This window comes from Aeromicrobium senzhongii (assembly GCF_014334735.1).
Lineage (GTDB): Bacteria > Actinomycetota > Actinomycetes > Propionibacteriales > Nocardioidaceae > Aeromicrobium > Aeromicrobium senzhongii.
Window position 1 is genome coordinate 77,395 of record NZ_CP060587.1, and the last position, 12,507, is coordinate 89,901.

At 70.5% G+C, this 12,507-nt stretch carries 10 protein-coding genes; 7 read left to right on the top strand and 3 right to left on the bottom strand.

Annotation, left to right across the window (positions count from 1 at the left end):
- Nucleotides 1-36 precede the first annotated feature (36 nt).
- The 3 genes from H9L21_RS00415 (at nt 37) to H9L21_RS00425 (ending at nt 4,173) form a co-directional block, all read left to right on the top strand.
- Nucleotides 37-876 (top strand): DUF5926 family protein, encoded by an 840-nt coding sequence (locus tag H9L21_RS00415; protein ID WP_154597220.1) that lies wholly within the window; start codon nt 37-39, stop codon nt 874-876.
- Between the two features lie 79 nt (nt 877-955).
- Nucleotides 956-1,672 carry an HAD family hydrolase gene (locus H9L21_RS00420; RefSeq protein WP_154597515.1) on the top strand — a complete coding sequence of 239 codons (717 nt, stop codon included), beginning with the start codon at nt 956-958 and terminating at the stop codon, nt 1,670-1,672.
- Nucleotides 1,669-4,173: a glycoside hydrolase family 65 protein gene (locus H9L21_RS00425; protein ID WP_187411648.1), complete on the top strand. Its 2,505-nt coding sequence runs from the start codon at nt 1,669-1,671 to the stop codon at nt 4,171-4,173. Before H9L21_RS00420 ends, H9L21_RS00425 begins: the two co-directional genes overlap by 4 nt.
- Before the next feature lie 6 nt (nt 4,174-4,179).
- Here H9L21_RS00425 and H9L21_RS00430 read toward each other — a convergent pair whose 3' ends face one another.
- Complete coding sequence (locus tag H9L21_RS00430) at nt 4,180-5,790, bottom strand: bifunctional phosphatase PAP2/diacylglycerol kinase family protein (protein ID WP_154597219.1); 1,611 nt, start codon at nt 5,788-5,790, stop codon at nt 4,180-4,182.
- 84 nt (nt 5,791-5,874) lie between these two features.
- Between H9L21_RS00430 and serS the strand changes: the two genes are divergently transcribed.
- The 4 genes from serS to H9L21_RS00450 all read left to right on the top strand — a co-directional run bounded on the left by serS (nt 5,875) and on the right by H9L21_RS00450 (nt 10,548).
- Complete coding sequence (gene serS, locus H9L21_RS00435; RefSeq protein WP_187411649.1) at nt 5,875-7,152, top strand: serine--tRNA ligase; 1,278 nt, start codon at nt 5,875-5,877, stop codon at nt 7,150-7,152.
- A gap of 3 nt (nt 7,153-7,155) precedes the next feature.
- On the top strand, nt 7,156-7,941 hold the full coding sequence (locus H9L21_RS00440) for an HAD family hydrolase (protein WP_154597218.1): 786 nt from the start codon (nt 7,156-7,158) through the stop codon (nt 7,939-7,941).
- A 133-nt stretch (nt 7,942-8,074) separates the two neighbouring features.
- Nucleotides 8,075-10,045: an acetate--CoA ligase gene (gene acs / locus H9L21_RS00445; protein ID WP_187411650.1), complete on the top strand. Its 1,971-nt coding sequence runs from the start codon at nt 8,075-8,077 to the stop codon at nt 10,043-10,045.
- Nucleotides 10,046-10,119: 74 nt separating this feature from the next.
- Nucleotides 10,120-10,548, top strand: coding sequence for a phage holin family protein (locus tag H9L21_RS00450; RefSeq protein WP_154597216.1), 429 nt, complete (start codon nt 10,120-10,122; stop codon nt 10,546-10,548).
- On the opposite strand, the gene H9L21_RS00455 is transcribed toward H9L21_RS00450, so the two are convergent.
- A complete protein-coding gene (locus H9L21_RS00455; protein WP_154597215.1) occupies nt 10,526-11,341 on the bottom strand; it encodes a hypothetical protein in 816 nt (271 codons plus the stop codon). The genes H9L21_RS00450 and H9L21_RS00455 overlap by 23 nt on opposite strands.
- On the bottom strand, nt 11,341-12,507 hold the full coding sequence (locus H9L21_RS00460) for a MarP family serine protease (RefSeq protein WP_154597214.1): 1,167 nt from the start codon (nt 12,505-12,507) through the stop codon (nt 11,341-11,343). Before H9L21_RS00460 ends, H9L21_RS00455 begins: the two co-directional genes overlap by 1 nt.

The window sequence follows — 12,507 nt, forward strand, 5'->3', positions numbered from 1 at the left end:
ACCGGCCCGCTGCGGCGGGCGGATAGCGTGTCGGTCATGGGCAAGAAGTCGAGGCGTACCAAGCCGGCCAAGCAGCGCATGCCATTCGTCGCGCGCACCTTCGAGGGACTGCCGTCGGAGGGTGACTGGGTCGCCCTGCGTGAGTTCGTGCCGTCCGCCACGGCGACGGTCGGCCTGCGCGACGGCGGCACCGTCCGGATCTGCTCGTTGCTGCCCGGCGCCGGTGCCGGACTCGTCCGTCCCGACGGCGAGATCTGGGTGGGTCTGCAGGTCATGCACAACCACGGCGACATCAGCCGCGACCTGGCCCACGTCATCGAGATCGCCCGCGAGACCGAGCCGGGCACCCCGATCCGCATGACGGCGCCGGGCGTCGGGGCGCGCCTGCAGGACCTCATCGACCCCGACAGCGACTTCGAGGTCGAGCTGCACGACGGCTTCGACTGGTGGCTCGTCGAGCAGGACCGTGACTCGTCCGCCGCTGCGGCCGCCCTGGAGGAGGCCAACGCCACGATCGCGCCCACCACCAAGCTGACGGCCACCGACTCCGCGTACGTCACGGACATGGGCGACCACTCCTACCTGCGCTGGATCATGCTCGACGACGAGGGACCGCTGCTGGACGCCTTCGCTCGCCTGCGCGCCGCCGGGAAGGACTCGCTGGGCGAGGGCACCGAGCTGATCGGGATCTTCCGGGCGCACGGCCTGCTCGTGCCGGTGTGGGAGCTCGACGGCGTCGGTGCCGCGGAGCTGGACGCGGCGGTGCCCGACTTCGCCGCCGTGCTGGACGAGGCGAAGAGCCGCACCGACGAGCTCAGCAGCGACGAGCGGACGGCACGGCGCGAGCTGATCAGCCGTCAGGTCACCATCCGCTGACTGGAATCCGTGGGGTTCTCGTCGCCCAACGCACGCGGGTGCACCCGCATTCACGCGGTTGTCATGTGGGCAGCCTAGGCTGGAAGACGTGGACTGGAACGACTATGACGCCGCGTTGTTCGATCTCGACGGAGTGATCACTCCGACCGCTCGCGTGCACCAACTGGCCTGGGCCAGGATGTTCACCGACTTCCTGCAGGGCCGGGACGTCGACCCCTACACGGAGGCGGACTACTTCGCCTACGTCGACGGGAAGCCGCGTTACGAGGGTGTCGCCTCGTTCCTCGGGTCCCGAGGAATCGAGCTCCCCCACGGGGACCCCTCCGACGACCCGTCCGCCGAGACGGTCTGCGGCTTGGGCAACCGCAAGAACGACTACTTCTCCGAGGTGCTGCGCACCGAGGGTGTCGAGGCGTACCCCGGCTCGATCGCCCTGCTCGACGCGCTCGAGGAGCGCGGCGTGAAGTCGGCCCTCGTGTCGAGCTCGCGCAACGCGCGGCCCGTGCTGGCGGCGGCCGGGTTGGCCGACCGCTTCGAGGTGGTCGTCGACGGCGAGGTCGCCGCCGCCGAGCACATCGCGGGCAAGCCCAGACCCGACACCTTCCTCATCGCCGCCGAGCGACTCGGCGTCGCCTCGAAGCGCTCCGTCGTCCTCGAGGACGCGGTCTCGGGCGTGCAGGCCGGCGCAGCCGGTGACTTCGGACTGGTGGTCGGCGTCGATCGGGGCGCCGGGGCCGACGTCCTGCGCGAGAACGGCGCGGACGTCGTCGTGTCCGACCTGGCGGAGTTGCTGTGAGCTGGCACGAGGCGCCGGAGACCGCCGACTTCCTCGACCGCTCCCGGTGGCCCGTCGATCCGTGGCGACTGGTCGAGACGCACCCCGACCAGACCGACCTGGGCGTGGCCGAGACCTTGTTCTCGGTGGCCAACGGCTACCTGGGCATGCGCGGCAACGTCACCGAGGGCCGTGACTCCCACACCCACGGCACTTTCATCAACGGCTTCCACGAGACATGGCCGATCCACCATGCCGAGGAGGCGTTCGGGTTCGCCCGTGTCGGCCAGACCATCGTCAACGTTCCCGACGCCAAGGTCATCCGGCTGTACGTCGACGACGAGCCGTTGCTGCTCAGCGTCGCCGACCTGCTCGAGTACGAGCGCTCCCTGGACTTCCGCGACGGGGTCCTGCGCCGCGAGATCCTGTGGCGCACCCCGTCGAACAAGCTGGTGAAGGTCGTCGCGACGCGCATGGTCTCGTTCGCCCAGCGGCACCTGGCCGTGCTGGAGTTCGAGGTCACGATGCTCGACGCCAGCGCCCCGATCGCGCTGTCCTCGCAGATCCTCAACCGCCAGGACGGCGAGGACGAGTACCACGTCCGCTCCAAGGCGATGGGTGAAGGACACGATCCCCGCAAGTCCGAGGGCTTCGACCGCCGTGTGCTCGAGCCGAAGTACCGCTGGGGCGACGCCGACGAGGGCCGCGTGGCCCTGGGGTTCCGGTGCTACGACAGCGGCATGACGCTCGCGGTCGCGGCCGACCACGAGTTGGTGACCGACAACCTCAGCGACACGACGGTCCAGGTCGAGGACGACCTCGCCAAGGTGACGTACCGGATCGCCGCCGAGCCCGGCGTGCCGATCCGGCTGACCAAGCTGGTCGCCTATCACACCTCCCGCGGCGTTCCGGCGCGCGAACTGGTCGACCGGTGCCGCCGCACGCTCGACCGCGCCTTCCATGAGGGCGTCCAGAAGCAGTACGACGACCAGCGGGCTTGGCTCGAGGACTTCTGGAAGCGCTCCGACGTCGAGGTCCCCGGCCACGTGGAGGTCCAGCAGGCGATCCGGTGGAACCTGTTCCAGGTCGCCCAGGCCAGCGCCCGCGCCGAGGGTGCGGGCATCCCGGCGAAGGGCCTCACGGGGTCGGGCTACAGCGGCCACTACTTCTGGGACACCGAGGTCTACGTCCTGCCGTTCCTGACCTACACGAACCCCGACCACGCGCGGAACGCCCTGCGTTTCCGGTACAGCCTGCTCGACGCCGGCCGCAAGCGAGCCCACGAGATGTCGCAGTCCGGGGCCCTGTTCCCCTGGCGCACCATCAACGGGGAGGAGGCCTCTGCCTTCTTCGCCGCCGGTACGGCGCAGTACCACATCGACGCCGACATCGCGTATGCCGTGGCGCAGTACTACCTCGCCACCTCCGACGAGGACTTCATGTTCCGTCAGGGGATCGACATCCTCGTCGAGACGGCCCGGATGTGGGTGGACCTGGGCTTCTGGCGTGACGAGGAGGTCGGCACCTTCCACATCCACGGCGTCACCGGCCCCGACGAGTACACGACAGTCGTCAACGACAACCTCTTCACCAACGTCATGGCCCGGTTCAACCTGGCTGCGGCCGCCCAGTCGGTGAAGCTGCTCAGTCAGCGCGACTCGATGGCCTACGACCGCATGGTCGTCCGGCTGGGGTTGAAGGACCACGAGGTCGGCGACTGGGAGCGGGCGGCGCGCAACATGGCGATCCCGTTCGACGAGGCACTCGGGGTGCACCCGCAGGACCAGCACTTCCTCGAGCGCGAGGTGTGGGACCTCGACAACACCCCGCTGGAGAAGCGGCCGCTGCTGTTGAACTACCACCCGCTGGTCATCTACCGGTTCCAGGTGATCAAGCAGGCCGACGTGGTCCTGGCGCTGTACCTGCAGGGCAACCACTTCACCAACGAGCAGAAGCGCGCCAACTTCGCGTACTACGACCCGATCACCACCGGCGACTCCACGTTGTCCGCGGTCGTGCAGTCGATCATCGCCGCCGAGGTCGGGTACCGCGACCTGGCCTACCGCTACTTCCTCGGCGCCCTGTTCGTCGACCTGGCCGACCGGCACAAGAACGCGACCGACGGCGTGCACGTCGCCTCGACCGGCGGCATCTGGAGCGTCCTGGCCTGCGGCTTCGGCGGCTTCCGCGACCACCAGGGCGAGTTCACGCTCGACCCCAGGCTCCCCGAGGCGTGGGACGAGCTGATCTACCGCCTCACGATCCAGGGCACCCGCGTGCGAGTGACGGTCCGTCAGAACGAGCTGGAGCTGTTCATCGAGGAGCAGCAGCCGAACGGGCTGGGTGAGTTGGTCGACCCGGTCTTCAGCGTGCGGGGCCGCACGGTCAAGGTCTCGCCGGGCGATCCGACGCTGGTCCCGCTCGACGGGCAGGGTCCGCACATCGAAGGGACCCCGCAGCCGGTCGCCGGGCGTCGCCGCGCGGACGGCACCGTGATCACGGCGATCGTCCCGGGAAGCTGACGCCGGCTACGGCGCCGGGGCGAGGCTGGCGGGAACCCGCACCAGCACGACGCCGGGGTGGACCTGGGCGGTGATCTCCTGGAACTCGCCGACCGGGTCGCCGTCCAACTGCATCGGCACGGGCTTCTCGGCGCGGATGTGCACCTTCTGGGCGCACAGCCGCGCCAGCCGCTCGTCGTTGGACTTGCGACGCATCAGCACGCGGGCCACGATCGACAGCCAGCCGATGAAGCGCTTCGGGGCGACGACCACGATGTCGAGCACCCCGTCGTCGATCTGGGCCTCGGGCAGCAGCGGGATGCCCGCCTGCAGGAATCCCACGTTGCCGATCACGACCGTGCGGGCGCGGAAGTGCCGCGGCGGATCGTTGTCGAGCGTGATGGCGACCTTGGTGCGCGGGAAGGTGACCGCCTTGAGGCCCGACAGGAAGTACGCGAGGTAGCCCACGCGCTTCTTGAGGTCCTCGTTGACGCCGGTCATGATCATCGCGTCCATGCCCAGGCCCGCCATGACCAGGAACGAGGTCTCGGTGCCGCCGTCGGTCGAGAAGCTGGCCAGGTCGATCGCGCGGTCCTGTCCGCCGAAGACCACGTCGAGCGCATCGCGGGTGTTGACGGGGATGTCGAGGTTGCGGGCCAGCAGGTTGCCCGTGCCCAGCGGCAGCACGCCGATCGCCACACCGGAGCGGGTGGCCTCCTCGCACACGGAGCGGACCGTCCCGTCGCCGCCCGCGGCGATGATGAGGTCGACGCCCGCGTCCAGGGCGGCACGGGTCTGCCCGTGGCCCGGGTCCTCGACGGTGGTCTCGAACCACCGCGGCTCGCCCCACCCGTGCAGCGCGCCCACCTGGCGCACCTTGGTCTTGAAGTCCTCGACGTCACCGACCTTGACCGGGTTCAGCACCACGGCGGCGCGGCGCTGGCCGGAGCCGGTCAGGACGGCGGTCTCGGCCGGGGCCCGGCCACTGCCGCTGACCGTCAGCCGCCACAGCAACAGCGGGACGAAACTGCCGAAGCACAGGCCGGCCGTCACGTCGCTGAGGAAGTGCACCCCCAGGAAGACACGGTCGGCCGCGACCACCAGTGCGAGGACGATCCACAGCGTCAGCAACAGTCGCCGGCGCAGACCGCGCCCGGTCAGGACGATCGTCAGCAGGGCGAGCACCGTGAAGAAGAGGCCGGCGCCGGCGGAGTGACCGCTGGGGAACGAGTGGCCGCCGATCTCGTGCAGGGGCAGGTCCCAGACGGGGCGCTCACGCCGGACGACCAGCTTGATCAGGGCGTTGCCGCCCAGCACCACGACGGCACTGACCACGACCCAGATCGCCAGCAGGCGCTCGTTGCGCCACCACAGCAGGCCGGCCAGGATCGCCAGCGCCACGCCGACGCTCCAGTTGCTGGTCACGGTCGCGGCGATGTCCAGCACGTCCACGAGCCACGGGCGTCCGTCCGTGACGTCGTACGCCCACTCGGCCACGTTCTGGTCGAGGTCGATCAGGGGCCGCCACGTGGTGGTGACGAGCACCGTCAGAAGGACGAACAGGACCGCCTCGACCGCCATCAGGAGGGTGGGGATGAACGGCCGGTCACCGTCGGCACGGCGCAGGTCGATCGTCACGGCAGTCCTCTCGTCGGTGTGGCGCCCGCCAAGCGTAACCGCGCCGCGACAGCTCGGCCGGTCGCGCCTCGCTAGGCTGGCGGGGTGATCGATCCCCGACTGTTGCGTGACGAAGCCGACCTGCTGCGAGCCGCCCAGGAGCGTCGCGGCGAGTCGTCCCAGCTCGTCGACGACCTGATCGCGGCCGACGAGGCCCGTCGCGCCGCCATCGTGGCCTTCGAGGCGGTCCGCTCCGAGCAGAAGCAGCTCGGCAAGCAGATCCCGAAGGCCCAAGGTGAGGAGAAGCAGGCTCTGCTGGCCCGCACCAAGGAGCTCAGCGTCGAGGTCAAGGCCGCGGAAGCCGCCCAGGCCGAGACCGCCCGGGCGTTCGAGGACCTGTTGAAGACGCTTCCCAACCCCACCGTCGACGCGCCGCCCGGCGGCGAGGACGACTTCGTCGTGCTGGAGGAGATCGGCACGCCCCGCGACTTCGCCGCCGAGGGCTTCGAGCCGCGCGACCACCTCGAGCTGGGCGAGATGCTCGGTGCGATCGACGTCGAGCGCGGCGCCAAGGTCAGCGGCTCGCGGTTCTACTACCTGACCGGCGTCGGCGCGCAGCTGGAGCTGGCGCTCGTGCAGCTGGCGATGAAGACCGCCGCCGACTGGGGCTTCACGCCGATGATCCCGCCCGCGCTGGTCAAGCCGCAGGCGATGGAGGGCACCGGGTTCCTGGGCCAGGCCGCCGACGACGTCTACCACCTGGAGAAGGACGACCTGTACCTCGTGGGCACCTCTGAGGTGCCGCTCGCGGCCTATCACGGTGGCGAGATCCTCCCCACCGAGTCGCTGCCGCGTCGCTACGCCGCCTTCAGCCCGTGCTTCCGGCGCGAGGCCGGCTCGTACGGCAAGGACACGCGGGGCATCTTCCGCGTGCACTGGTTCGACAAGGTCGAGATGTTCGTCTACACGACGCTCGAGGAGGCGGCCGCCGAGCACGAGCGGCTGCTGGGCTGGGAGAAGGCGTGGCTGGAGAAGCTCGAGCTGCCCTTCCGGGTCATCGACGTGGCGGCGGGCGACCTCGGGCTGTCGGCCGTCCGCAAGTTCGACTGCGAGGCGTGGATCCCGACCCAGGCGAAGTACCGCGAGCTCTCGTCGGCCTCGAACTGCACCGAGTTCCAGGCACGCCGGCTGGACACCCGCACGCGCGCGACCGGCGAGGACGGTACGTCGCACGTGGCGACGCTGAACGGCACGCTGTGCGCCATGACCCGCACGATCGTCGCCCTGCTCGAGAACGGCCAGCAGGCCGACGGCTCGGTCCGCCTGCCGGCGGCGCTGCACCCGTACCTGGGCGAGGTCCTGCGCCCGGTCGGGGACCGCTGAGCCATGGCGTGGCGTCCCCGGCTCGTCGCACTCGACGTCGACGGCACCATCGTCGACCATGACAACCAGCTGAGCCCCGCGGTCAAGGACGCGATCCTGGCCCTGCGCGAGCAGGGGATCCCCGTGGTCATCGCCACCGGACGCGCGGTGCCGGGCGTCTACGACGTGCTCGACAAGCTGGGCTTCCGCGAGGGTCTCGGCGTGGCCAGCAACGGCTCGGTGGTGTTCGAGGTCGACCCGTTCGAGGTCGTCCACACCACGACCTTCGACGCCCGTGAGGCCGTGCGCCGCGTCCTGGAGCGCGTGCCCGAGGCGCTCGTGGCGGTCGAGGAGGTCGGCGTGGGGTACCGCGTGAACCGCGCCTTCCCGCACGGAGAGATCAGCGGCGACATCATCCTCGACGAGGTCGAGCGCATGGTGTCCCAGCCGGTGACCCGCGTCGTCGTGCGCGCCCCCGACCACGACCGCGACAAGTTCTCCTCGCTCGTGGAGGACCTCGGCCTCGAGGGCACGAACTACTACATCGGCTACACGGCGTGGCTCGACCTGGCGCCAGAGGGCGTCTCGAAGGCCTCCGGGCTGGACGTCGTGTGCCACCGCATGGGGCTGACCGCCGCCGACGTGCTCGCCGTCGGCGACGGGAACAACGACCTCGAGATGCTCCAGTGGGCCGGCCGTGGCGTCGCCATGGGTCAGGCCCCCGACGAGCTCAAGGCGGCCGCCGACGACGTCACGGGTGCCGTCGAGGAGGACGGCCTCGCGGCCGAGCTCCGTCGCTGGCTGGACTGAGCCGGCACCGTTCACCGCAGCGCAGGAGCCGCTCAGCGGTGTGTGCTGGCGCACACCGGTGGGGATGGGGCACGGTGGAGTCGTCCACAATGGTGACCCGCGACACACCGCATCCCGCCCAGGAGGCCCACCCGTGACTCAGACCGGCATCGACAACCTCGCCACCGAGGACCGCATCTTCGAGCCCCCGGCGGAACTGGCCGCGAACGCCAACGTCAAGGCCGACGCCTACGACCGCGCCGCGGCGGACCGCCTCGGCTTCTGGGGTGAGCAGGCCGGCCGGCTGACCTGGGACACTCCGTTCACCGACGTCCTGGACTGGTCGAACCCGCCGTTCGCGAAGTGGTTCGTCGGCGGCAAGCTCAACGTCGCGTACAACTGCGTCGACCGGCACGTCGAGAACGGACTGGGCGACAAGGTCGCGATCCACTTCGTCGGCGAGCCCGGCGACACGCGGGACATCACCTACGCCCAGCTCAAGGACGAGGTCTGCAAGGCCGCCAACGCGATGGAGGAGCTCGGCATCGAGGCCGGCGACCGCGTGGCGATCTACCTGCCGATGATCCCCGAGGCCGTCGTCGCGATGCTGGCGTGCGCCCGCCTCGGCGCCCCGCACACCGTCGTGTTCGGCGGCTTCAGCTCCGACGCCCTGGCCAGCCGGGTCGAGGACTGCGAGGCGAAGCTGGTCGTCACCGCCGACGGCGGCTACCGTCGCGGCGCCCCGTCGGCGCTCAAGCCGGCGGTGGACGAGGCGATCGCGAAGCTCGGCGACGCCAGCCCGGTCGAGAACGTGCTGGTGGTGCGCCGCACCGGTGAGGACGTCGCCTTCGACGAGAACATCGACGTCTGGTGGCACGAGGTGGTCGACGAGTCCTCGACCGAGCACGAGCCGCAGGCCTTCGACGCCGAGCACCCGCTGTACGTCATGTACACCTCCGGCACGACCGGCAAGCCGAAGGGCATCCTGCACACCAGCGGCGGTTACCTGACCCAGTGCGCGTACACCTTCGACGCGGTGTTCGACCACAAGCGGGACACCGACGTCTTCTGGTGCACCGCCGACGTCGGCTGGGTCACCGGACACTCCTACATCGCCTACGGGCCGACCGCGAACGCGGCGACGCAGGTCCTCTACGAGGGCACGCCCGACACCCCGCACAAGGGCCGCTGGTGGGAGATCATCCAGGAGAAGGGCGTGACGCTCTTCTACACCGCCCCCACCGCGATCCGCACCTTCATGAAGTGGGGCGACGACATCCCCGCGCAGTACGACCTCTCGACGCTGCGCATCCTCGGCTCGGTCGGTGAGTCCATCAACCCCGAGGCGTACGTCTGGTACCGCACGAACATCGGCGGCGACCGCACGCCCGTCGTGGACACGTGGTGGCAGACCGAGACCGGTGCGCACATGCTCAGCCCGCTGCCGGGCGTCACCGCCGCCAAGCCGGGATCGGCGATGGGCCCGCTGCCGGGCATCAGCGCCGAGGTCGTCGACGACGCGGGCAACCCCGTCGGCAACGGCGAGGGCGGCTACCTCGTGCTCACCGAGCCGTGGCCGGCCATGCTCCGCACGATCTGGGGCGACGACCAGCGCTTCAAGGACACCTACTGGGCGCGCTTCCCGAACATGTACTTCGCCGGTGACGGCGCCAAGAAGGACCAGGACGGCGCCATCTGGCTGCTGGGGCGCGTCGACGACGTCATGAACATCTCGGGCCACCGCCTGTCGACCACCGAGATCGAGTCGGCGCTCGTCTCGCACCCCACCGTCGCCGAGGCCGCGGTCGTGGGCGCCACCGACGACACGACGGGACAGGCCGTCGTGGCCTTCGTCATCCTGCGCGAGTCCGCAGCGGAGTCCACCGATGAGCACATCGCCGCGCTGCGCGACCACGTCGCCAAGGAGATCGGGCCGATCGCCAAGCCGCGCCAGATCATCGTCGTCCCCGAGCTGCCCAAGACGCGCTCGGGCAAGATCATGCGGCGGCTGCTGCGTGACGTCGCCGAGAACCGCGAGGTCGGCGACGCGACCACCCTGGCGGACTCGTCCGTCATGGAGCTGATCACCGCCGGACTGAAGAAGCCCGCGGCCGACCAGGAATGACCCCAGCGGGACCCCCGCGCCCGCCGGGGTGGCCACGAAGGGCTGCCCCGGCGGGATTTGGGTACGCTCACACCATGACGAAGCCCACGGACGACCCCACGATCGGACGACTCGTCGCAGATGTGACCCGCGACCTGTCGTCGATCGTCCAGCACGAGATCGCCTTGGTGAAGTCCGAGTTGCGCGTCAGCGTGAAGGCCGGCGGCATCGGCGCAGCGCTCGTCGCGGCTGCCGCGTTCCTGCTGCTGCTCGTGCTGATCCTCGGCTCCGTCACCATCGCCTACTTCCTGACGATGACCGGTCTCCACGCGGCGTGGGCGTTCCTCATCGTCACGGTGTTCTACCTGCTCGTGGCCGTGGTCCTGCTGCTCGTGGCGTGGTCGCGGTTCAAGAAGATCCGGGTGCCCGAGAAGTCCATCGGCACGGCGCGTCAGCTGCCGTCGGCGCTCAAGCCCGGCAACCACGCGGCGGGGAACCGCGTCAAGACCGCCGCGCGCGGCTGACCAGTCCCACCACGATCAGCGCGGCGCCACCCAGCGCCACCCAGATCAACGTCACGTCCAGCGACGCGACGACGTGGTCGGTCAGCTCGTCGCGCAGATGGCGACCCGCCTCGGTGGTGGTGGCGGCCTGCTCGTCGACGAGGCGGGGCAGGGCGAGCCGGCCCAGGACCCACCACGCGGCGGCCGCCAGCACGGCACCGAGGCCCAGGGCGGCCAGTGTGGTGCCCCGTCGTCGCGACACCACGAGCGCCAGCAGGGCGGCGATCACCGCGGTCCCGACCGCGACGGTCGTCGTCGCCCTGGCGCGCGACGTCGCAGCCACGAAGTCGGCCGGGTCCTTCTCGCTCATGGTGACCAGTAGCTCACCGGGCGGCGGCAGGTCGACGGGCAGCTTCGCCGAGACCTCGCCGAGGGCGACCTCCACCAAGGGGGAGACGTCGGCCCGGACGTTCTTCGGGGTCGGCTCGGCGTAGAGCCGCTGGTGCGTGTCGCGGGCCACCTCGGCCCACGCCTTGTCCCAGTCCGGGGAGTCCGTCAGGCGCAGCACCCCGTCGCGGACGACGTCCGCGATCCGGTCGTGCAGGACGCCGGTCAGCCCGGTCCGGTCCGCGAACGCCTCGCCGGCAGTGTCGGCGGCCGCCCGCTGGACCTGCCGGTCGTCGCCGACCTGCGAGACCAGGTCGACGAAGCCGCTCTCGCTCTGGACGTGCGTGGCCGTCCAGCCCGCGCCGATGCCGACGAAGGTGGCCGCCGTGGCCACGCACCACAGCAGGGCGGTCGCGACGGTGCGCATCAGGCGCACTGGCCCGTCGACACCGTGGCCTCGGCCCGCGCCGCGGCCCGGGCGATCGGGATCGTCTCGGCCGCGGTCACCGCGTAACCGGTCTCCGGGTCGGAGATGGACGCCGCGAAGATCACTCCGATCACCTCGCCCTTCGTCGAGATCAGTGGCCCGCCGGAGTTGCCCGACCGGACGAGCGAGCGGATGGAGAAGACGTCGCGCGACACGCGGCCGTTCCCGTAGATGTCGGGACCCTTCAGGTCCAGTCGGCCACGGATTCGCGCGGACCGCGCGTCGAACGGACCGTTCTCGGGGAATCCGAGGACGGCGGCGGGGTCACCCTGCTGGGCGCCGGTCTCGAAGCGGAGGGGCTTCGCGTCCAGTCCGGGGACGTCGACGACGGCGAGGTCGAGATCGGGATCGAACCACACCGGCCGTGCGTCGTACCGGCGGTTGCCCACCGTGACGGTGGGCTCGTCCACCCCGGCCAGGACGTGCGCGTTGGTCATGATCCGGTCACGGGCGATGACGAAGCCCGAGCCCTCGATGGTGCGGTTGCACTCCGCCTCACCGAGCACGCGCACCACGCTGTCCCGGGCGGCACGGACCGACTTCAGCGCCAGCGTCTTGTCGTCCGGCGGCTCGGTGGCGGGGATGATCTCGGTCTCGAACGGGTCGAGGTACCGGGGGAAGACGTCGCCGGTGAGCGTGTCGGTGAAGGCCTGGAGGGCCTCGCCCGCGCGCTGCGGCATGAGCTGGTCGACGCGCTGCAGGACCGTCGAGTCGCGAACCGCCGCGCTGACGTACGGCAGCGTCGACGCGCTCACCGCGTAGCCCAGCGCCCAGGACGCGGCCATCACGACACTGGTGCCGAAGGCGGCTCCGAGCACGGCGTCGATCGCGCGCCCCGGGCCTCGGCGGATGCGCAGCGAGCGGCCGATCATGCTGCCGGTGAAGTTGCCCACGGCGGCGACGACGAACACGAACACGATCGACATGACCGCCGACAGGGCGTCACCGGACCCCTGGGTGAAGAACCGCGGCGCCAGGGCGATGCCGAGCAGGAAGCCGAGCAGCAGGCCACCGCCGGAGAAGACGTTCGAGACGAACCCGTGGACCCAGCCGGCGTAGGCGTAGACCACGAACGTCGTGATCAGGACGAGATCGAGCCAGTTCAT

Coding starts and splice junctions, on each gene's coding strand:
- H9L21_RS00415 (WP_154597220.1), top strand. CDS start 37: ATGGGCAAGAAGTCGAGGCGTACCAAGCCGGCCAAGCAGCGCATGCCA.
- H9L21_RS00440 (WP_154597218.1), top strand. CDS start 7,156: ATGGCGTGGCGTCCCCGGCTCGTCGCACTCGACGTCGACGGCACCATC.
- H9L21_RS00450 (WP_154597216.1), top strand. CDS start 10,120: ATGACGAAGCCCACGGACGACCCCACGATCGGACGACTCGTCGCAGAT.
- H9L21_RS00455 (WP_154597215.1), bottom strand. CDS start 11,341: ATGCGCACCGTCGCGACCGCCCTGCTGTGGTGCGTGGCCACGGCGGCC.
- H9L21_RS00460 (WP_154597214.1), bottom strand. CDS start 12,507: ATGAACTGGCTCGATCTCGTCCTGATCACGACGTTCGTGGTCTACGCC.